Source organism: Bacillus cereus group sp. BfR-BA-01453 (genome assembly GCF_022662915.1).
Taxonomy (GTDB): domain Bacteria; phylum Bacillota; class Bacilli; order Bacillales; family Bacillaceae_G; genus Bacillus_A; species Bacillus_A paranthracis.
On the sequence record NZ_JAKUEN010000019.1, the window covers coordinates 19,489 to 39,470 of the forward strand.

Sequence of the window (19,982 nt, forward strand, 5' to 3'; positions counted from 1 at the left end):
TACATCTTCTATATAATCTACAGGAGGTGTAATAACATGAGCAAAGTAATCGAAACTAAACAACAAGTTGTAACTGAAATCGCGGACAAACTTCGCGCTAGTAAATCTACAATCGTTGTTGACTACCGTGGTTTAACAGTTTCTGAAGCAACAGAATTACGTAAGCAATTACGTGAAGCTGGCGTTGAGTTCAAAGTTTACAAAAACTCTCTAACTCGTCGTGCTGCAGAATCTGCTGAAATGGCTGAGTTAAATGAATTCTTAACAGGACCAAACGCAATCGCGTTCAGTAACGAGGATGTAGTTGCTCCTGCGAAAGTATTAAACGACTTCGCTAAAGATCATGAAGCTTTAGAAATTAAAGCAGGCGTAATCGAAGGTAAACTTGTAACACTTGATGAGGTTAAAGCTATCGCTACTCTTCCATCACGTGAAGGCTTACTTTCTATGCTTCTTAGCGTTCTTCAAGCTCCAATCCGTAACCTTGCACTTGCTACTAAAGCAGTTGCAGACCAAAAGGAAGAGCAAGGCGCTTAATTTTTTAAAAGATAATTACGTATTATCGATAAAACAATACAAACCTATTTAAGGGAGGATATTTACAATGACTAAAGAACAAATCATTGAAGCAGTTAAATCTATGACTGTATTAGAACTTAACGACTTAGTAAAAGCTATCGAGGAAGAATTCGGCGTAACTGCTGCTGCTCCTGTAGCTGTTGCTGGTGGCGCTGGAGAAGCTGCTGCTGAGAAAACTGAATTTGATGTGGAACTAACTAGCGCTGGTGCACAAAAAATCAAAGTTATCAAAGTTGTTCGTGAAATCACTGGTCTTGGCTTAAAAGAAGCTAAAGAATTAGTTGACAACACTCCAAAAGTAATCAAAGAAGCTGCTGCTAAAGAAGAAGCTGAAGAAATCAAAGCTAAACTTGAAGAAGTTGGCGCTGCTGTAGAAGTTAAGTAATTAACTTTTGATGCTTTAAAAAAAGCTCGCTCTCATGCGAGCTTTTTTTTTAACTGTAAAGAAAAGAGGTGGCCATATGGCAGACCATTATTTTTCTAACGACCCTTCTAGTAAAAGTGATCGTAAGCGATGGGAATTTACGCTTCGTGGATCTCAATTTACTTTCTTATCTGACCGTGGGGTGTTCTCGAAAAACGAAGTGGACTTTGGTTCTCGTCTTTTAATTGAAGCGTTTCAAGTGCCAGATATTAAAGGTGACATATTAGACGTAGGTTGTGGGTATGGACCAATTGGTTTATCGTTGGCGAAAGAGTTTCAAGACCGTAAAGTTCACATGGTGGATGTGAATGAAAGGGCACTTGAGCTTGCGAAAGAAAATGCCGCTAACAATAGAATTGGAAATGTGCACATTTTTCAAAGTAGCGTCTATGAAAATGTAGATGGTATGTATGCTGCTATTCTATCTAATCCTCCAATTCGTGCAGGTAAAGATATCGTGCATGAGATTTTAGAAAAAGCTGTAGAACATTTAGTTCCAGGTGGGGAGTTGTGGATTGTTATTCAAAAGAAACAAGGTGCACCATCTGCGCTGAAGAAACTAGAAGAAGTATTTTCTGAAGTCGAAGTTGTAGAAAAGAAAAAAGGATATTATATCATAAAATCAAAAAAACGTTGACGGTTATTTTTGGCTATGTTAACATTATACAATGCCAATATATGATTTTCTGCGTTGAGAAAGATGTATATTTTTGTTTCTCTTGGAAAAGATAGTAAAATCAGCAGATTATGAAACAGAATGATGGTTTTCTTATAGAAGCCATTTTTCTTTTTTGAACAGGTAGAAAGACTCAACGTATTTATCTTTAAGAGAAAAAGACTACGCTAAATAGCAGTAGTTGTATTTATTTGTGATTTTGCACAAATTTTTTTGTGCATTTATAATACTCATGATTTGAGGGGTGAAGCAGTTGACAGGTCAACTAGTTCAATACGGACGCCACCGCCAACGAAGAAGTTATGCCCGTATTAGTGAAGTATTAGAGTTACCAAATCTTATCGAAATTCAAACCTCTTCTTATCAGTGGTTTCTTGATGAGGGTTTGCGAGAAATGTTCCAAGACATTTCTCCGATTGAAGACTTTACGGGAAATCTATCGCTTGAATTTATCGACTACAGCTTAGGTGAACCTAAATACTCTGTAGACGAATGCAAAGAGCGTGATGTGACGTATGCAGCACCACTTCGTGTAAAAGTGCGTCTAATCAACAAGGAAACTGGTGAAGTAAAAGAACAAGATGTGTTCATGGGAGATTTCCCACTCATGACAGAGACTGGAACATTCGTAATTAACGGTGCAGAACGTGTTATCGTTTCCCAGTTAGTTCGCTCTCCAAGCGTATACTATAGTGGCAAAGTGGATAAAAACGGAAAACGTGGTTTTACTGCTACTGTAATTCCAAACCGCGGAGCTTGGTTAGAGTATGAGACAGATGCTAAGGATGTTGTATATGTGCGTATTGACCGTACGCGTAAACTTCCTGTAACTGTTTTGTTACGCGCATTAGGGTTTGGCTCTGATCAAGAAATCACCGAGCTTTTAGGTGATAACGAATACTTAAGCAACACATTGGAAAAAGACAACACAGATAGCACAGAAAAAGCATTGCTTGAAATTTATGAGCGTCTACGTCCTGGTGAACCACCAACAGTAGAAAATGCTAAGAGCTTACTTGTGTCTCGTTTCTTTGATCCAAAGCGCTACGATTTAGCAAATGTAGGTCGCTACAAGATCAACAAAAAGTTACACATTAAAAACAGATTGTTTAATCAACGTTTAGCTGAAACATTAGTGGATCCAGAAACTGGTGAAATTTTAGCGGCAGAAGGAACAATCTTAGATCGTCGTACACTTGATCGCATTTTACCTTACTTAGAGAAAAACATTGGATTCAAAACAGCGAAACCAATGGGTGGAGTGGTAGAAGGCGATGTTGAGCTGCAATCTATTAAGATTTATGCTCCTGAGTCAGAAGGCGAGCGCGTAATTAACGTAATTGGTAATGCAAATATTACTCGCGATGTAAAACACATCACACCAGGTGATATCCTTGCTTCTATCAGTTACTTCTTCAACCTACTATATAAAGTAGGGGATACAGATGATATCGACCACTTAGGAAACCGTCGTCTGCGTTCTGTTGGAGAACTATTACAAAATCAATTCCGTATCGGTCTTTCTCGTATGGAACGTGTTGTTCGTGAGAGAATGTCGATCCAAGATACAAATGCAATTACACCACAGGCATTAATTAATATTCGTCCTGTTATTGCATCTATTAAAGAGTTCTTCGGAAGTTCTCAGTTATCTCAGTTCATGGACCAAACAAATCCGTTAGCAGAGTTAACTCACAAACGAAGATTATCTGCATTAGGACCTGGTGGTTTAACACGTGAGCGCGCAGGCTTTGAAGTACGTGACGTTCACTACTCTCACTATGGTCGTATGTGTCCGATTGAAACACCAGAGGGACCAAACATCGGTTTGATTAACTCATTATCTTCGTTCGCGAAAGTAAATGAGTTTGGTTTCATTGAAACACCATACCGTCGTGTTGACCCAGAAACTGGTCTTGTAACAGGGCATGTTGATTATTTAACAGCAGATGAAGAAGATAATTATGTTGTAGCCCAAGCGAATATGAAATTATCTGAAGAAGGAGAATTCCTTGATGAAGATATCGTAGCTCGTTTCCGCGGTGAAAACATTGTCACAAATAAAGAACGCATCGACTACATGGATGTATCACCAAAACAAGTAGTGTCGGCAGCGACAGCTTGTATTCCGTTCTTAGAAAACGATGACTCTAACCGCGCACTTATGGGAGCGAACATGCAACGTCAGGCGGTTCCGTTAATGAATCCGGAATCTCCGATTGTAGGTACAGGTATGGAGTACGTATCAGCAAAAGACTCAGGTGCTGCAGTAATCTGTAAACACCCTGGTGTTGTTGAACGCGTAGAAGCACGTGAAGTTTGGGTACGTCGCTATGTAGAAGTTGACGGTCAAACAGTAAAAGGCGACTTAGATCGCTACAAAATGCAAAAATTCATTCGTTCTAACCAAGGAACTTGCTACAACCAACGTCCAATCGTAAGTGTTGGAAATGAAGTTGTAAAAGGTGAAATCCTTGCGGATGGTCCTTCTATGGAATTAGGTGAACTAGCACTTGGACGTAACGTGCTTGTTGGCTTCATGACTTGGGACGGTTATAACTACGAGGATGCGATCATTATGAGTGAGCGCCTTGTAAAAGATGATGTGTACACTTCTATTCATATTGAAGAATATGAGTCAGAAGCTCGTGATACGAAGCTTGGACCAGAAGAAATCACACGTGATATTCCAAACGTTGGGGAAGATGCATTACGCAACCTTGACGAGCGCGGTATCATTCGCGTTGGTGCGGAAGTAAAAGATGGAGATTTACTTGTTGGTAAAGTAACACCTAAAGGTGTAACAGAATTAACAGCTGAAGAACGTCTATTACATGCTATCTTTGGAGAAAAAGCGCGTGAAGTACGTGATACATCACTACGTGTACCACACGGTGGTGGCGGTATTATCTTAGATGTAAAAGTATTCAACCGTGAAGATGGCGACGAATTGCCACCAGGCGTGAATCAACTTGTGCGTGCATATATCGTTCAAAAACGTAAAATTTCTGAAGGTGACAAGATGGCCGGACGTCACGGTAACAAAGGTGTTATCTCTCGTATTTTACCAGAAGAAGATATGCCTTACTTACCAGACGGTACGCCAATCGATATCATGTTAAACCCATTAGGGGTACCATCTCGTATGAATATCGGTCAGGTATTAGAGCTTCATCTTGGTATGGCAGCAAGATACCTTGGCATTCACATTGCAACACCAGTATTCGATGGTGCTCGTGAGGAAGATGTTTGGGGCACAATTGAAGAAGCTGGTATGGCAAATGACGCGAAAACAATCCTGTATGACGGACGTACTGGTGAACCATTCGATAACCGTGTATCTGTTGGTGTCATGTATATGATCAAACTTGCGCACATGGTTGACGATAAACTTCATGCTCGTTCTACTGGACCATACTCACTTGTAACGCAGCAGCCTCTTGGAGGTAAAGCTCAGTTCGGTGGACAGCGTTTCGGTGAGATGGAGGTTTGGGCACTTGAAGCTTATGGTGCTGCTTATACTCTTCAAGAAATCTTAACAGTGAAGTCTGATGATGTTGTTGGACGTGTTAAGACGTATGAAGCAATTGTTAAAGGCGAAAATGTTCCAGAACCAGGCGTTCCTGAATCATTCAAAGTATTGATTAAAGAGCTGCAAAGTTTAGGTATGGACGTTAAAATGATGTCTAGCGACGATACAGAAATTGAAATGCGTGATACGGAAGATGACGATGATCATCAATCAGCAGACAAATTGAATGTCGAAGTTGAGACAACTAAGGAATAATTGGGATAACCTGTAGACTAAAAGGGAGGTAGGCCCCTTGATAGATGTAAATAACTTTGAATATATGAAGATTGGACTTGCTTCACCTGACAAGATTCGTTCTTGGTCATACGGTGAAGTTAAGAAACCAGAAACAATTAACTATCGTACGTTAAAGCCTGAAAAAGATGGCTTGTTCTGTGAGCGCATTTTCGGACCACAAAAGGACTGGGAATGTCATTGCGGAAAATACAAACGTGTACGTTATAAAGGTGTAGTTTGTGATCGATGTGGCGTTGAAGTAACGCGTGCGAAAGTGCGTCGTGAACGTATGGGTCATATCGAATTAGCTGCTCCTGTATCTCATATTTGGTATTTCAAAGGTATCCCGAGCCGCATGGGACTTGTCTTAGACATGTCCCCTCGCGCGCTTGAAGAAGTAATTTATTTCGCTTCTTATGTTGTAACAGAAAGTGGAGATACACCACTTGATAAGAAGCAATTACTTTCTGAAAAAGAATACCGTGCATATCGTGATCGATATGGTAGCACATTCCAAGCTGCTATGGGTGCAGAAGCGATTAAAAAGCTATTACAAGACATCGATTTAGATAAAGAAGTAGACTTCTTAAAAGAAGAATTAAAAACAGCACAAGGACAACGCCGTACTCGTGCTATTAAACGTCTAGAAGTATTAGAAGCATTCCGTAACTCTGGAAATGAGCCATCTTGGATGATCTTAGATGTTCTACCAGTAATCCCACCAGAACTACGCCCAATGGTACAGTTAGATGGTGGACGTTTTGCTACTTCTGACTTAAACGACTTATACCGTCGTGTAATTAACCGTAATAACCGTTTAAAACGTCTATTGGACTTAGGTGCACCAAGCATTATCGTTCAGAACGAAAAACGTATGTTACAAGAAGCTGTAGACGCATTAATCGATAATGGTCGTCGTGGTCGTCCAGTTACTGGACCAGGTAACCGTCCATTAAAATCACTATCTCACATGCTTAAAGGTAAACAAGGACGCTTCCGTCAAAACTTATTAGGTAAACGTGTTGACTACTCTGGTCGTTCTGTAATCGTTGTAGGACCGAACTTAAAGATGTACCAATGTGGATTACCAAAAGAGATGGCGCTTGAACTGTTCAAACCTTTCGTAATGAAAGAGTTAGTTGAAAAAGGATTAGCACACAACATTAAGAGTGCGAAACGTAAAATCGAGCGTGTACAACCTGAAGTTTGGGACGTTTTAGAATCTGTGATTAAAGAACATCCAGTACTTTTAAACCGCGCACCAACACTTCACCGTCTTGGTATTCAGGCGTTTGAACCTACATTAGTAGAAGGTCGCGCAATCCGTCTTCACCCACTTGTATGTACTGCATACAACGCGGACTTTGACGGTGACCAAATGGCCGTTCACGTACCTTTATCATCAGAAGCACAAGCAGAAGCTCGTCTTCTTATGTTAGCGGCACAAAACATCTTGAACCCGAAAGACGGTAAACCAGTTGTTACTCCATCTCAGGATATGGTATTAGGTAACTACTACTTAACACTTGAGCGTGAAGGCGCAATCGGTGAAGGTATGGTCTTCAAAGATGCGAACGAGGCATTACTTGCATACCAAAATGGATATGTACATCTTCATACACGTGTTGCAGTAGCTGCAAGCGCAGTAAACAACGCAACATTTACTGAAGAGCAAAAGAGTATGCTTCTATTAACAACAGTTGGTAAATTAATATTTAACGAAATCTTACCAGAGTCGTTCCCTTATATTAATGAACCAACAAATTCAAACCTTGAAAAAGAAACACCAGCGAAATATTTCGTTGAAAAAGGTGCGAACATTAAAGAGATTATTGCTAGTCGCGAAGAAGTGGCGCCATTCAGCAAGAAAATCCTTGGTAACATCATTGCGGAAGTGTTTAAACGTTTCAAAATTACAGAAACGTCTCGCATGCTTGACCGTATGAAAAACTTAGGATTCAAGTACTCTACAAAAGCTGGTATTACAGTTGGGGTATCTGACATTCTTGTATTAGGTGAAAAAGATGAAATTCTCCACGAAGCACAAGCAAAAGTAGATAATGTAATTAAACAATTCCGTCGCGGTTTAATCACGGAAGAAGAACGTTACGATCGTGTTATCTCTATTTGGAGTAATGCAAAAGATGTTATCCAAGGAAAACTGATGAAATCCTTGAATAAACGCAACCCAATCTTCATGATGAGTGATTCCGGTGCCCGTGGTAACGCATCGAACTTTACTCAGCTTGCTGGTATGCGTGGTCTGATGGCCAATCCATCTGGTCGTATCATCGAACTTCCAATCAAATCAAGTTTCCGTGAAGGTTTAACAGTACTTGAGTACTTCATCTCTACGCATGGTGCGCGTAAAGGTCTTGCCGATACAGCACTGAAAACTGCCGATTCTGGTTACTTAACACGTCGTCTTGTTGACGTTGCACAAGATGTAATCGTTCGTGAAGATGATTGTGGAACAGATCGCGGTTTATTAATTGGTGCGATTAAAGAGGGTAATGAAGTTATCGAGTCATTATATGATCGTCTTGTTGGACGTTTTGCAAGAAAAACTGTAAAACATCCTGAAACAGGTGAAGTATTAGTTGCTGAAAATCAATTAATTACTGAAGATATCGCTCATATTGTTGAAAATTCGGGTGTTGAAACTGTAAACATTCGTTCAGCGTTCACGTGTAACACTCGCCACGGTGTATGTAAGAAGTGTTACGGTCGTAACTTAGCAACTGGAACAGACGTAGAGGTAGGGGAAGCGGTAGGTATTATCGCAGCTCAATCTATCGGTGAGCCAGGTACACAGTTAACGATGCGTACGTTCCATACAGGTGGGGTTGCCGGAGATGATATCACTCAAGGTTTACCTCGTATCCAAGAGATCTTCGAAGCTCGTAATCCGAAAGGTCAGGCAGTTATCAGTGAAATCGACGGTGTTATCGCAGCGATCAACGATGTTAAAGATCGCCAAGAAGTAGTTGTACAGGGTGAAGTTGAAACTCGTACGTATGCTATTCCTTACGGTGCTCGTCTGAAAGTAATTCCAGGACAGCAAATTAGCCACGGTAAAGAGTTAACAGAAGGTTCTATTGATCCGAAAGAATTACTAAAAGTAACGGACATTACGGCAGTTCAAGAATACTTATTACGTGAAGTTCAAAAAGTATACCGTATGCAAGGGGTAGAAATTGGTGACAAACACGTAGAAGTAATGGTACGCCAAATGTTACGTAAAGTTCGTGTAAGTGATGCAGGTGAAACAGATGTATTACCAGGAACATTACTAGATATCCATCAGTTTACTGATGCCAATGCGAAGGTGTTACTACAAGGTAAACAACCAGCAACAGCTAGACCTGTTCTACTTGGTATTACAAAAGCTTCACTTGAAACAGATTCATTCTTATCTGCAGCATCGTTCCAAGAAACAACTCGTGTCTTAACTGATGCAGCAATTAAGGGTAAACGTGATGAGCTTCTAGGATTGAAAGAAAATGTTATTATCGGTAAACTTGTTCCTGCTGGAACAGGCATGAATCGTTATCGCAAAGTGGATCTTGTTAAAACAACACAAGATGACATGAATGTAGAAAACGATGAAGTTTATGTGGAACAGTAAAATTTTCCGTCGTAAATTTTGTATAAAAACAGTTAATCCTAGTTGACATTGTATGAGTCAAAATGTTACTATAAGCAAGGTTGCTCCTGAACGATGCTTTGGAGGATATTTATATGTCTTATCAAAAAGTGTCAAATGCTGAAAATGTGGTCGTTGGTCATAAACGTACATTGGAAGCAATCAAAAATGGTATAGTTAAAGAAGTTGTCATTGCAGAAGATGCTGATATGCGGTTAACCCATGTTATCATTCGTACTGCATTGCAACATAACATACCCATAACAAAAGTTGAATCAGTTCGTAAACTTGGAAAAGTTGCGGGGATTCAAGTGGGAGCTTCAGCAATAGGAATAATAAGTTAAAACTGTTTTTGTGAGGAGAGAGCATTTGCTCTCCCTTGCAAAAACTTTGTTTTCAACTAATAATGAACCACCTGGATATGTGGTCATACAAACATGCGAAGGGAGGATAATCAAATGCCTACTATTAACCAATTAGTGAGAAATGGTCGTACTGATAAAGTATGGAAATCTAAATCACCTGCGTTAAACAAAGGTTTTAACTCTTTAAAGAAAAAATCAACTGATATCTCTGCACCTCAAAAACGTGGTGTATGTACTCGTGTTGGTACAATGACTCCAAAGAAACCAAACTCAGCGTTACGTAAATATGCTCGTGTTCGTTTAACAAATGGTATTGAGGTAACAGCATACATCCCAGGTATCGGTCACAACTTACAAGAGCACAGCGTAGTATTAATTCGCGGTGGTCGTGTAAAAGACTTACCAGGGGTACGTTACCACATCGTTCGTGGTGCGCTTGATACAGCTGGTGTTGACAAGCGTATGCAAGGCCGTTCTAAATACGGTACTAAAAAGCCAAAAGCGGCTAAGAAATAATAACTTTTTAATGAAAGGAGGAACTCAATATGCCTCGTAAAGGACCTGTTGCAAAACGTGACGTGTTACCAGATCCAATGTACAATTCAAAGCTAGTAACACGCCTTATCAACAAAATGATGGTTGACGGTAAAAAAGGTAAATCTCAAACAATTCTTTATAATGCGTTCGATATCGTAAGCGAACGTACTGGTAAAGAGCCAATGGAAGTATTCGAGCAAGCTCTTAAGAACATTATGCCTGTTCTTGAAGTACGCGCTCGTCGTGTTGGTGGTGCTAACTACCAAGTTCCAGTTGAGGTTCGTCCAGAACGCCGTACAACTTTAGGTCTTCGTTGGTTAGTAAACTACGCTCGTCTTCGTGGTGAAAAAACTATGGAAGAGCGTCTTGCTAACGAAATCTTAGATGCAGCTAACAACGCTGGTGCATCTGTTAAGAAACGTGAAGACACTCATAAAATGGCAGAAGCTAACAAAGCATTTGCTCATTACCGTTGGTAGGATACAACGTAAAATAAATGTAAGCATAGACCGCTTTATTTGTCGCTTATGGAAGTGTGGAGAGGGAGAATGCCTCTCCCTTTCAATGGCGCTCGTTTTACATAATGAGAGTACTGGACATACTGACATATGTAACAATATAAAGTGGCTTTTTTGCTACTTAAAATAAAAAATCCAATCCATATATGGAAGGAGCAAGACACCAAATGGGAAGAGAGTTCTCTTTAGAAAACACTCGTAATATTGGTATCATGGCTCACATCGATGCTGGTAAAACAACAGCTACTGAGCGTATTCTGTACTACACAGGACGTATTCATAAAATCGGTGAAACTCACGAAGGTGCATCTCAGATGGACTGGATGGAGCAAGAGCAAGAGCGTGGTATCACAATTACTTCTGCTGCAACTACAGCACAATGGAAAGGTCACCGTGTAAACATCATTGACACTCCAGGTCACGTAGACTTCACAGTAGAAGTAGAACGTTCTTTACGCGTACTTGATGGCGCGGTAGCAGTACTTGATGCACAATCTGGTGTTGAACCACAAACAGAAACTGTTTGGCGTCAGGCTACTACTTATGGCGTACCTCGTATCGTATTCGTTAACAAAATGGATAAGATTGGTGCGGACTTCTTATACTCTGTAGGAACAATCCACGATCGTTTACAAGCAAACGCACATCCAATTCAGTTACCAATTGGTGCTGAAGATGAGTTCAATGGTATCATTGACCTTGTTGAAGAATGTGCTTACATGTACGGTAACGATTTAGGAACAGACATTCAACGTGTTGAGATTCCTGAAGAGCACAAAGAACTAGCTGAAGAATACCGTGGAAAACTTATCGAAGCGGTAGCTGAGCTAGATGAAGAAATGATGATGAAGTACCTAGAAGGTGAAGAAATCACTGTAGAAGAGCTTAAAGCTGGTATCCGTAAGGCTACAACTTCTGTAGAATTCTTCCCAGTAATCTGTGGTTCTGCATTCAAAAACAAAGGTGTTCAAATTCTGTTAGACGCAGTTATCGACTACCTACCATCTCCATTAGACGTACCTGCTATTAAAGGTATCGTTCCTGATACAGATGAAGAAGTAGAACGTAAGTCTAGCGATGAAGAGCCTTTCTCAGCATTAGCATTCAAAATCATGACTGACCCTTATGTTGGTAAGTTAACGTTCTTCCGTGTGTACTCTGGTGTGTTAAACTCTGGATCATACGTGAAAAACTCAACTAAAGGTAAGCGTGAGCGTGTAGGTCGTATCCTACAAATGCACGCTAACAGCCGTGAAGAGATCTCAACAGTTTACGCTGGTGACATCGCTGCTGCTGTAGGTTTAAAAGATACTACTACTGGTGATACTCTTTGTGACGAGAAGAGCCTTGTTATCCTTGAGTCTATGGAATTCCCAGAGCCAGTTATCTCTGTAGCTATCGAACCAAAATCTAAAGCTGACCAAGATAAAATGGGTACAGCATTAGCTAAGCTTTCTGAAGAAGATCCAACATTCCGTGCTCACACTGACCAAGAAACTGGCCAAACAATCATCGCTGGTATGGGTGAACTTCACCTTGATATCATCGTTGACCGTATGCGCCGTGAGTTCAAAGTTGAAGCAAACGTTGGTGCTCCTCAGGTAGCATACCGTGAGACTTTCCGCTCTGCTGCGAAAGTTGAAGGTAAGTTCGCTCGTCAATCTGGTGGACGTGGACAATTCGGACACGTTTGGATTGAGTTTGAACCTAACGAAGAAGGTAAAGGATTCGAATTCGAAAACAAGATCGTCGGTGGTGTTGTTCCACGTGAATACATCCCAGCTGTAGGCGCAGGTCTTGAAGATGCACTTAAAAATGGTGTACTTGCTGGATATCCAGTAGTAGACATTAAAGCTGCATTAGTTGACGGATCTTACCATGATGTCGATTCATCTGAGATGGCGTTCAAAATCGCTGCATCTATGGCACTTAAAGCTGCGGTTTCTAAATGTAACCCAGTAATTCTTGAGCCAATGATGAAAGTTGAAGTTGTAATTCCTGAAGAGTACATGGGTGACATTATGGGTGACGTAACATCTCGTCGTGGACGTGTAGAAGGTATGGAAGCTCGCGGTAACGCTCAAGTTGTTCGCGCTATGGTTCCACTTTCTGAAATGTTCGGTTATGCAACGTCATTACGTTCTAACACTCAAGGACGCGGAACATTCTCTATGGTGTTTGACCACTATGAAGAAGTACCAAAGTCTGTTTCTGAAGAAATTATCAAAAAAAATAAAGGTGAATAATTGATTTTTATCGATTGTTCAAGTATAACTACTTATGTAAGCTTAGAAAGTGGGACGCAAGTTTCGCTTTCTAGACTAAATATAAAATAACCTATATAAACTAAGGAGGAATTTAGAATGGCTAAAGCTAAATTCGAACGTTCTAAACCCCATGTTAACATCGGTACAATCGGCCACGTTGACCATGGTAAAACTACATTAACTGCTGCGATCACTACAGTTCTTGCAAAAGCTGGTGGTGCTGAAGCACGCGGATACGATCAAATCGATGCTGCTCCAGAAGAAAGAGAGCGCGGTATCACAATCTCAACTGCACACGTTGAGTACGAAACTGAAACTCGTCACTATGCACACGTTGACTGCCCAGGTCACGCTGACTATGTTAAAAACATGATCACTGGTGCTGCTCAAATGGACGGCGGTATCTTAGTAGTATCTGCTGCTGATGGCCCAATGCCTCAAACTCGTGAGCACATCCTTCTTTCTCGTCAAGTAGGTGTACCTTACATCGTTGTATTCTTAAACAAATGCGACATGGTAGACGACGAAGAATTATTAGAATTAGTAGAAATGGAAGTTCGCGACCTATTATCTGAATACGGATTCCCAGGTGACGACATTCCTGTAATCAAAGGTTCTGCTCTTAAAGCTCTTCAAGGAGAAGCTGATTGGGAAGCAAAAATCATTGAATTAATGGCTGAAGTTGATGCTTACATCCCAACTCCAGAACGTGAAACTGACAAACCATTCTTAATGCCTGTAGAGGATGTATTCTCTATCACAGGTCGTGGTACAGTTGCTACTGGTCGTGTTGAGCGCGGTATCGTTAAAGTTGGTGACGTTGTAGAAATCATCGGTCTTGCTGAAGAAAATGCTTCTACAACTGTAACTGGTGTAGAAATGTTCCGTAAACTTCTTGACCAAGCTCAAGCTGGTGACAACATCGGTGCTTTACTTCGTGGGGTTGCTCGTGAAGACATCCAACGTGGACAAGTACTTGCAAAAAGCGGTTCTGTAAAAGCTCACGCTAAATTCAAAGCTGAAGTTTTCGTATTATCTAAAGAAGAAGGTGGACGTCACACTCCATTCTTCGCTAACTACCGTCCACAGTTCTACTTCCGTACAACTGACGTAACTGGTATCATCCAATTACCAGAAGGTACTGAAATGGTAATGCCTGGTGACAACGTAGAAATGACTATCGAACTTATCGCTCCAATCGCTATCGAAGAGGGAACTAAATTCTCTATTCGTGAAGGTGGACGTACAGTAGGTTACGGCGTAGTTGCTACTATCGTTGAGTAATCTTAACTGATATAAAAAACCCCGAGGGATTTTCCCTTGGGGTTTTTGTTTGCATTTATATAATGAACAAAATGATTGTTTCATGTTTTGACGAGTTTCTTCTATAATAATGTGAAATCATTAAAACTGAAATCCAGAAACTGTAAAATGAATTCTACTAGATGAAAACTTGAAATTCTTTAAAGTGCCATGTATAATAGCAAAAGTAGAGAAAAGCAGATGCAAACAAAAAGATGCTTGCATCTAGACGAATAACATTGTATAATAGACAATGTTGGTCTTTGACTGCGATGAAGTGGAAGGTTGCTGACACACCCGGCCGCTTTGCCATGGCATGGTGTGAGGAAATTTCCATGGAGAAGGTCTATTTTAGAAATAGGCGAACGAAGGAGGGAAAATAATGGCAAAAGAAAAAATTCGTATCCGTTTAAAAGCTTACGATCACCGTATTCTTGATCAGTCAGCTGAGAAAATTGTAGAAACAGCTAAGCGTTCTGGGGCAACAGTTTCTGGTCCGATCCCATTACCAACTGAAAAAACTGTTTACACAATTCTTCGTGCTGTTCATAAGTACAAAGATTCTCGTGAGCAATTCGAAATGCGCACGCACAAACGTCTAATCGACATCGTGAGTCCTACTCCACAAACAGTAGATTCATTAATGCGTTTAGACTTACCATCTGGTGTAGATATCGAAATCAAACTATAATTTATATAACTTAAAAATGTAGGAGGTGTAACTCATGACCAAAGGAATCTTAGGAAGAAAGATCGGTATGACTCAAGTATTTGCTGAGAACGGTGAGTTAATCCCAGTAACAGTTATCGCTGCTAATCCAAACGTTGTTCTTCAAAAGAAAACAACTGAAACTGATGGCTACAACGCAATTCAGTTAGGATTTGAAGATAAGCGTGAAAAGTTAACTAACAAACCTGAACAAGGCCACACTGCTAAAGCATCTACAACTCCTAAGCGCTTCATTCGCGAAATCCGCGATGCAGACGTGGACGGATTAGAGGTTGGTCAAGAGGTAAAAGTTGACGTATTCGCTACAGGTGAAATCGTTGATGTAACAGGAATTTCTAAAGGTAAAGGTTTCCAAGGTGTTATCAAACGCCACGGACAATCTCGCGGACCTATGTCTCATGGTTCTCGCTATCACCGTCGTCCAGGTTCAATGGGCCCAGTTGCTCCGAACCGTGTATTCAAAGGCAAAAAACTTGCTGGACGTATGGGTGGAGACCAAGTTACTATCCAAAACTTAGAAATCGTTCAAGTTGACACTGAGCGCAACTTATTACTAGTAAAAGGTAACGTTCCAGGTGCTAAGAAATCTCTTGTAGTTGTTCAAGGCGCTGTGAAGGTTAGCAAATAATTCACAATAGGAAGGAGGAATTCCAATGCCAAAAGTTACTGTATATAACCAAACTGGTTCACAGGTTGGTGAAATCGAATTAGCTGAAGCTATTTTCGGTATCGAACCAAATGAAGCTGTACTTTTCGAAGCTGTAATGATGCAACGTGCATCTTTACGTCAAGGTACACACAAAGTAAAAACTCGCTCTGAAGTTCGCGGTGGTGGTCGTAAACCATGGCGTCAAAAAGGAACTGGACGTGCTCGTCAAGGGTCTATCCGCTCTCCTCAATGGCGTGGTGGTGGTACGGTATTCGGACCTACACCAAGAAGCTATGCGTACAAACTTCCTAAGAAAGTTCGTCGTTTAGCAATCAAATCTGCATTAGCTACTAAAGTAGTTGAGAACAACATTGTAGTTCTTGAAGACCTAGTGTTAAATGCACCAAAAACAAAAGATATGCTAGCAGTACTTAAAGGATTAACTGTTGAGAAGAAAGCTCTTATCGTAACTGCTGATGCAAACGAATCTGTAGAGTTATCTGCTCGCAATATCCCTGGAGTAACAGTAATCACTGCTGATGGCGTAAACGTTTTAGACGTGCTTCATCATGATAAGCTAATCATGACAAAAGCGGCAGTGGAAAAAGTAGAGGAGGTGCTTGCATAATGAGAGATCCTCGTGATATCATTAAGCGCCCAGTTATCACTGAACGTTCTATGGAAATGATGGCTGAAAAAAAATACACGTTCGATGTGGACGTTAAATCTAATAAAACAGAAGTTAAAGATGCTCTAGAAGCGATCTTTGGTGTTAAAGTAGAAAAAGTGAACATCATGAACTACAAGCCGAAAGCAAAACGCGTTGGTCGTCACGCTGGTTTTACTAGCCGTCGTCGTAAAGCAATCGTTAAGCTAACTGCTGACAGCAAAGAAATCGAAATCTTCCAAGGCGTTTAATTCTTACTAAAGAAGGAGGGAAATTGAGATGGGAATTAAAAAGTATAATCCAACTACTAACGGTCGTCGTAACATGACTACGAATGATTTCGCTGAAATCACGACTGACAGACCCGAAAAGTCTTTACTTGCTCCTTTAAGCAAAAAGGCTGGTCGTAATAACCAAGGTAAAATCACTGTACGTCATCAAGGTGGCGGACATAAGCGTCAATACCGTATCATCGACTTCAAACGTAACAAAGATGGAATTCCAGGACGCGTTGCTACGATCGAATACGATCCAAACCGCTCTGCGAATATCGCATTAATTAACTACGTTGACGGTGAAAAACGTTACATTCTTGCTCCTAAGAACTTAGAAGTAGGTATGGAAATTATGTCTGGCGCTGAAGCTGACATTAAAATCGGTAACGCATTACCATTAATCAACATTCCAGTAGGTACTGTTGTTCATAACATCGAGCTTAAACCAGGTCGTGGTGGACAATTAGTTCGTTCTGCTGGTACATCTGCACAAGTACTTGGTAAAGAAGGTAAATACGTTCTTGTACGTTTAACTTCTGGTGAAGTGCGTCTTGTATTATCTGCTTGCCGTGCAACTGTAGGTCAAGTTGGTAACGAGTCACACGAACTTATCAAGATCGGTAAAGCTGGTCGCTCTCGCTGGTTAGGTAAGCGCCCAACTGTTCGTGGTTCTGTAATGAACCCAGTTGATCACCCACACGGTGGTGGTGAAGGACGTTCACCAATCGGACGTAAGTCTCCAATGTCTCCATGGGGTAAACCAACTCTTGGATTCAAAACTCGTAAGAAAAACAAAGCGTCTGACAAATTCATCGTTCGTCGTCGTAAAAAATAATGGGATTGTAGTACGGTTCACTTTGAGAACCGTACGGCAATCACGAAGGGAGGCACCAAAATGGCTCGTAGCTTGAAAAAAGGACCATTTGTCGATGATCATTTAATGAGTAAAATTGCAAAGCTAAATGAAACTGAGCAAAAGCAAGTTGTTAAAACTTGGTCTCGTCGTTCAACGATCTTCCCTCAGTTCATCGGTCACACAATCGCTGTATATGACGGTCGTAAACATGTACCTGTATATGTTACTGAAGACATGGTAGGCCACAAGTTAGGTGAATTCGCACCAACTCGTACGTATAAAGGTCATGATGCTGACGATAAGAAAACTAGAAGATAATGAGAGGAGGCACTTCAATGCAAGCTAAAGCAGTAGCGAGAACAGTTCGTATTGCTCCTCGTAAAGTTCGTTTAGTTGTAGACTTAATCCGAGGTAAGCAAGTGGGTGAAGCGATTGCTATCCTTAACCACACACCAAAAACTGCTTCTCCAGTTGTAGAAAAAGTTTTAAAATCTGCAATCGCAAATGCAGAGCACAATTATGAAATGGACATTAACAACCTAGTTGTTGAGAAAGTTTTCGTTGACGAAGGTCCAACGTTAAAACGTTTCCGTCCACGTGCAATGGGTCGTGCAAGCCAAATTAACAAACGCACAAGCCACATCACAGTTGTGGTATCAGAAAAGAAGGAGGGATAATCGATGGGTCAAAAGGTTAATCCAATTGGTCTTCGTGTCGGCGTTATCCGTGACTGGGAATCTCGTTGGTTCGCTGAGAAAGATTACGCTACATTATTACATGAAGACATCAAAATCCGTGAGTACATTAATGTACGCTTAAAAGATTCTGCTGTTGCTAAAGTAGAAATCGAACGTGCAGCAAATCGTGTAAATGTTACAATTCACACTGCAAAACCTGGTATGGTAATTGGTAAAGGTGGTACTGAAGTTGAAGCACTTCGTAAAGCTCTTAACCAATTAACAGGCAAGCGTGTACACATCAACATTTTAGAAGTTAAGAGAGCTGATCTTAACGCTAAATTAGTAGGCGAAAACATCGCTCGTCAATTAGAAAACCGTGTATCATTCCGTCGTGCACAAAAGCAAGTTATTCAACGTGCTATGCGTGCAGGTGCTAAAGGTATTAAAACACAGGTTTCTGGTCGTCTTGGCGGAGCTGATATCGCTCGTGCAGAATCTTACAGTGAAGGAACTGTTCCACTTCATACACTTCGCGCTGATATTGACTATGCAGCAGTTGAAGCTGATACAACATACGGTAAATTAGGCGTAAAAGTATGGATCTACCGTGGAGAAGTCCTTCCTACAAAAAAGAAAGCTTCTGAGGAAGGAGGAAAATAATATGTTAATGCCAAAACGCGTAAAATATCGTAGAGAGCATCGTGGTAAAATGCGTGGTCGTGCTAAAGGTGGAACTGAAGTAGCTTTCGGTGAATTCGGTTTACAAGCACAAGCTGCTTCATGGATTACAAACCGTCAAATCGAAGCTGCTCGTCGTGCAATGACTCGTTACATGAAACGTGGCGGTAAAGTATGGATTAAAATTTTCCCTTCTAAACCTTACACTGCAAAACCTCTAGAAGTACGTATGGGTTCCGGTAAAGGGGCACCAGAAGGCTGGGTAGCAGTAGTAAAACCTGGGAAAATTATGTTCGAAATCGCGGGTGTATCTGAAGAGGTAGCACGCGAAGCATTACGTCTTGCAGCTCACAAGTTACCTGTGAAATGTAAATTCGTAAAACGTGAAGAAAATGGTGGTGAATCTAATGAAAACTAATGATATTCGTGAATTAACCACTGCCGAAATCGAAACAAAAGTTAAAGCTTTAAAGGAAGAGTTGTTTAATCTTCGCTTCCAACTTGCTACAGGACAATTAGAGAATCCAACTCGCATTCGTGAAGTGCGTAAGGCAATTGCTCGTATGAAAACTGTAGTTCGTGAAAGAGAGATCGGAATTAATCGATAAATTGAGGGGAGGTTTGCATAGTGAGCGAACGTAACCAACGCAAAGTTTATACTGGTCGTGTAGTGTCTGACAAAATGGACAAAACGATTACAGTTTTAGTTGAAACTTACAAAACTCATTCCTTGTACGGAAAACGTGTTAAGTATTCTAAGAAGTACAAAGCCCATGATGAGCAAAACCAAGCGAAACTTGGCGATATCGTAAAAATCATGGAAACTCGCCCGCTTTCTGCTACTAAGCGTTTCCGTTTAGTTGAAATCGTTGAAGAAGCGGTTATTATCTAAATAGACGAATCGGAATTTTTAGTCCGAAGGGAGGTTTCATAACATGATCCAACAAGAATCTCGTTTGAAAGTTGCTGACAACTCTGGTGCACGTGAACTTTTAACAATTAAAGTATTAGGCGGCTCTGGTCGTAAATATGCTAACATTGGTGACATTATCGTTGCTACGGTAAAACAAGCAACACCAGGTGGCGTTGTTAAAAAAGGTGACGTTGTTAAAGCAGTAGTAGTACGTACGAAGAGCGGTGCTCGTCGTCCGGATGGTTCTTACATCAAATTTGATGAAAACGCAGCGGTTATCATTAAAGACGATAAGAGCCCACGTGGTACTCGTATCTTCGGACCAGTAGCTCGTGAATTACGTGATAGCAACTTCATGAAGATCGTTTCTTTAGCTCCAGAAGTTCTATAATTTAAGGTATTGCCTTGCTAA

Annotated in this window: 22 protein-coding genes; all 22 read left to right on the forward strand. The window is 40.8% G+C overall.

Annotation, left to right across the window (positions count from 1 at the left end; genetic code table 11):
- The first annotated feature begins 36 nt into the window (after positions 1 to 36).
- The 22 genes from rplJ to rplN all read left to right on the forward strand — a co-directional run bounded on the left by rplJ (position 37) and on the right by rplN (position 19,961).
- Positions 37 to 537, forward strand: coding sequence for a 50S ribosomal protein L10 (gene rplJ / locus MR070_RS23975; protein WP_000048716.1), 501 nt, complete (start codon positions 37 to 39; stop codon positions 535 to 537).
- Positions 538 to 604: 67 nt separating this feature from the next.
- Positions 605 to 964: a 50S ribosomal protein L7/L12 gene (gene rplL / locus MR070_RS23980; RefSeq protein WP_000159736.1), complete on the forward strand. Its 360-nt coding sequence runs from the start codon at positions 605 to 607 to the stop codon at positions 962 to 964.
- A 76-nt stretch (positions 965 to 1,040) separates the two neighbouring features.
- Positions 1,041 to 1,640, forward strand: coding sequence for a class I SAM-dependent methyltransferase (locus tag MR070_RS23985; protein WP_000763282.1), 600 nt, complete (start codon positions 1,041 to 1,043; stop codon positions 1,638 to 1,640).
- A gap of 292 nt (positions 1,641 to 1,932) precedes the next feature.
- The gene (gene rpoB, locus MR070_RS23990) at positions 1,933 to 5,466 is read left to right on the forward strand and encodes a DNA-directed RNA polymerase subunit beta (protein WP_000147555.1); all 3,534 of its coding nucleotides are present in this window, start codon (positions 1,933 to 1,935) and stop codon (positions 5,464 to 5,466) included.
- A 37-nt stretch (positions 5,467 to 5,503) separates the two neighbouring features.
- On the forward strand, positions 5,504 to 9,115 hold the full coding sequence (gene rpoC, locus MR070_RS23995; protein WP_000567938.1) for a DNA-directed RNA polymerase subunit beta': 3,612 nt from the start codon (positions 5,504 to 5,506) through the stop codon (positions 9,113 to 9,115).
- 113 nt (positions 9,116 to 9,228) lie between these two features.
- A complete protein-coding gene (locus MR070_RS24000; RefSeq protein ID WP_000121830.1) occupies positions 9,229 to 9,477 on the forward strand; it encodes a 50S ribosomal protein L7ae-like protein in 249 nt (82 codons plus the stop codon).
- A gap of 114 nt (positions 9,478 to 9,591) precedes the next feature.
- Entirely contained in the window at positions 9,592 to 10,014 is a 423-nt protein-coding gene (gene rpsL, locus MR070_RS24005) for a 30S ribosomal protein S12 (protein WP_001142340.1), read from the forward strand.
- A gap of 29 nt (positions 10,015 to 10,043) precedes the next feature.
- Positions 10,044 to 10,514 carry a 30S ribosomal protein S7 gene (rpsG, locus tag MR070_RS24010; RefSeq protein WP_001137493.1) on the forward strand — a complete coding sequence of 157 codons (471 nt, stop codon included), beginning with the start codon at positions 10,044 to 10,046 and terminating at the stop codon, positions 10,512 to 10,514.
- A 206-nt stretch (positions 10,515 to 10,720) separates the two neighbouring features.
- Positions 10,721 to 12,799, forward strand: a complete 2,079-nt coding sequence (fusA, locus tag MR070_RS24015) for an elongation factor G (RefSeq protein WP_000532231.1) — start codon at positions 10,721 to 10,723, stop codon at positions 12,797 to 12,799.
- A gap of 117 nt (positions 12,800 to 12,916) precedes the next feature.
- Positions 12,917 to 14,104: an elongation factor Tu gene (tuf, locus tag MR070_RS24020; RefSeq protein ID WP_001029615.1), complete on the forward strand. Its 1,188-nt coding sequence runs from the start codon at positions 12,917 to 12,919 to the stop codon at positions 14,102 to 14,104.
- 400 nt (positions 14,105 to 14,504) lie between these two features.
- Complete coding sequence (gene rpsJ / locus MR070_RS24025) at positions 14,505 to 14,813, forward strand: 30S ribosomal protein S10 (RefSeq protein WP_001040596.1); 309 nt, start codon at positions 14,505 to 14,507, stop codon at positions 14,811 to 14,813.
- Between the two features lie 34 nt (positions 14,814 to 14,847).
- Positions 14,848 to 15,480 (forward strand): 50S ribosomal protein L3, encoded by a 633-nt coding sequence (gene rplC / locus MR070_RS24030; protein ID WP_000160207.1) that lies wholly within the window; start codon positions 14,848 to 14,850, stop codon positions 15,478 to 15,480.
- Positions 15,481 to 15,505: 25 nt separating this feature from the next.
- The gene (gene rplD, locus MR070_RS24035) at positions 15,506 to 16,129 is read left to right on the forward strand and encodes a 50S ribosomal protein L4 (protein WP_001127258.1); all 624 of its coding nucleotides are present in this window, start codon (positions 15,506 to 15,508) and stop codon (positions 16,127 to 16,129) included.
- Positions 16,129 to 16,419 (forward strand): 50S ribosomal protein L23, encoded by a 291-nt coding sequence (gene rplW, locus MR070_RS24040; protein ID WP_001205558.1) that lies wholly within the window; start codon positions 16,129 to 16,131, stop codon positions 16,417 to 16,419. Before rplD ends, rplW begins: the two co-directional genes overlap by 1 nt.
- A 28-nt stretch (positions 16,420 to 16,447) precedes the next feature.
- A complete protein-coding gene (rplB, locus tag MR070_RS24045) occupies positions 16,448 to 17,278 on the forward strand; it encodes a 50S ribosomal protein L2 (protein WP_000511580.1) in 831 nt (276 codons plus the stop codon).
- A gap of 60 nt (positions 17,279 to 17,338) precedes the next feature.
- Positions 17,339 to 17,617 (forward strand): 30S ribosomal protein S19, encoded by a 279-nt coding sequence (gene rpsS / locus MR070_RS24050; protein WP_000124453.1) that lies wholly within the window; start codon positions 17,339 to 17,341, stop codon positions 17,615 to 17,617.
- Positions 17,618 to 17,634: 17 nt separating this feature from the next.
- Positions 17,635 to 17,976 (forward strand): 50S ribosomal protein L22, encoded by a 342-nt coding sequence (gene rplV / locus MR070_RS24055; RefSeq protein WP_001148024.1) that lies wholly within the window; start codon positions 17,635 to 17,637, stop codon positions 17,974 to 17,976.
- A 3-nt stretch (positions 17,977 to 17,979) separates the two neighbouring features.
- Complete coding sequence (gene rpsC / locus MR070_RS24060; protein WP_000529956.1) at positions 17,980 to 18,639, forward strand: 30S ribosomal protein S3; 660 nt, start codon at positions 17,980 to 17,982, stop codon at positions 18,637 to 18,639.
- A 1-nt stretch (position 18,640) separates the two neighbouring features.
- Positions 18,641 to 19,075, forward strand: coding sequence for a 50S ribosomal protein L16 (gene rplP / locus MR070_RS24065; RefSeq protein WP_000928971.1), 435 nt, complete (start codon positions 18,641 to 18,643; stop codon positions 19,073 to 19,075).
- The gene (gene rpmC, locus MR070_RS24070) at positions 19,065 to 19,265 is read left to right on the forward strand and encodes a 50S ribosomal protein L29 (RefSeq protein ID WP_000855718.1); all 201 of its coding nucleotides are present in this window, start codon (positions 19,065 to 19,067) and stop codon (positions 19,263 to 19,265) included. Before rplP ends, rpmC begins: the two co-directional genes overlap by 11 nt.
- A 20-nt stretch (positions 19,266 to 19,285) precedes the next feature.
- Positions 19,286 to 19,549: a 30S ribosomal protein S17 gene (rpsQ, locus tag MR070_RS24075; protein ID WP_000004106.1), complete on the forward strand. Its 264-nt coding sequence runs from the start codon at positions 19,286 to 19,288 to the stop codon at positions 19,547 to 19,549.
- Positions 19,550 to 19,592: 43 nt separating this feature from the next.
- Complete coding sequence (gene rplN / locus MR070_RS24080) at positions 19,593 to 19,961, forward strand: 50S ribosomal protein L14 (RefSeq protein ID WP_000615912.1); 369 nt, start codon at positions 19,593 to 19,595, stop codon at positions 19,959 to 19,961.
- Positions 19,962 to 19,982: the final 21 nt, after the last annotated feature.

Coding starts and splice junctions, on each gene's coding strand:
- rplW (WP_001205558.1), top strand. CDS start 16,129: ATGAGAGATCCTCGTGATATCATTAAGCGCCCAGTTATCACTGAACGT.
- rplJ (WP_000048716.1), top strand. CDS start 37: ATGAGCAAAGTAATCGAAACTAAACAACAAGTTGTAACTGAAATCGCG.
- rpsC (WP_000529956.1), top strand. CDS start 17,980: ATGGGTCAAAAGGTTAATCCAATTGGTCTTCGTGTCGGCGTTATCCGT.
- rpmC (WP_000855718.1), top strand. CDS start 19,065: ATGAAAACTAATGATATTCGTGAATTAACCACTGCCGAAATCGAAACA.
- rpsS (WP_000124453.1), top strand. CDS start 17,339: ATGGCTCGTAGCTTGAAAAAAGGACCATTTGTCGATGATCATTTAATG.
- rplD (WP_001127258.1), top strand. CDS start 15,506: ATGCCAAAAGTTACTGTATATAACCAAACTGGTTCACAGGTTGGTGAA.
- rplV (WP_001148024.1), top strand. CDS start 17,635: ATGCAAGCTAAAGCAGTAGCGAGAACAGTTCGTATTGCTCCTCGTAAA.
- rplN (WP_000615912.1), top strand. CDS start 19,593: ATGATCCAACAAGAATCTCGTTTGAAAGTTGCTGACAACTCTGGTGCA.
- MR070_RS24000 (WP_000121830.1), top strand. CDS start 9,229: ATGTCTTATCAAAAAGTGTCAAATGCTGAAAATGTGGTCGTTGGTCAT.
- rpsG (WP_001137493.1), top strand. CDS start 10,044: ATGCCTCGTAAAGGACCTGTTGCAAAACGTGACGTGTTACCAGATCCA.
- rplL (WP_000159736.1), top strand. CDS start 605: ATGACTAAAGAACAAATCATTGAAGCAGTTAAATCTATGACTGTATTA.
- MR070_RS23985 (WP_000763282.1), top strand. CDS start 1,041: ATGGCAGACCATTATTTTTCTAACGACCCTTCTAGTAAAAGTGATCGT.
- fusA (WP_000532231.1), top strand. CDS start 10,721: ATGGGAAGAGAGTTCTCTTTAGAAAACACTCGTAATATTGGTATCATG.
- rplP (WP_000928971.1), top strand. CDS start 18,641: ATGTTAATGCCAAAACGCGTAAAATATCGTAGAGAGCATCGTGGTAAA.
- tuf (WP_001029615.1), top strand. CDS start 12,917: ATGGCTAAAGCTAAATTCGAACGTTCTAAACCCCATGTTAACATCGGT.
- rplC (WP_000160207.1), top strand. CDS start 14,848: ATGACCAAAGGAATCTTAGGAAGAAAGATCGGTATGACTCAAGTATTT.
- rplB (WP_000511580.1), top strand. CDS start 16,448: ATGGGAATTAAAAAGTATAATCCAACTACTAACGGTCGTCGTAACATG.
- rpsL (WP_001142340.1), top strand. CDS start 9,592: ATGCCTACTATTAACCAATTAGTGAGAAATGGTCGTACTGATAAAGTA.
- rpsJ (WP_001040596.1), top strand. CDS start 14,505: ATGGCAAAAGAAAAAATTCGTATCCGTTTAAAAGCTTACGATCACCGT.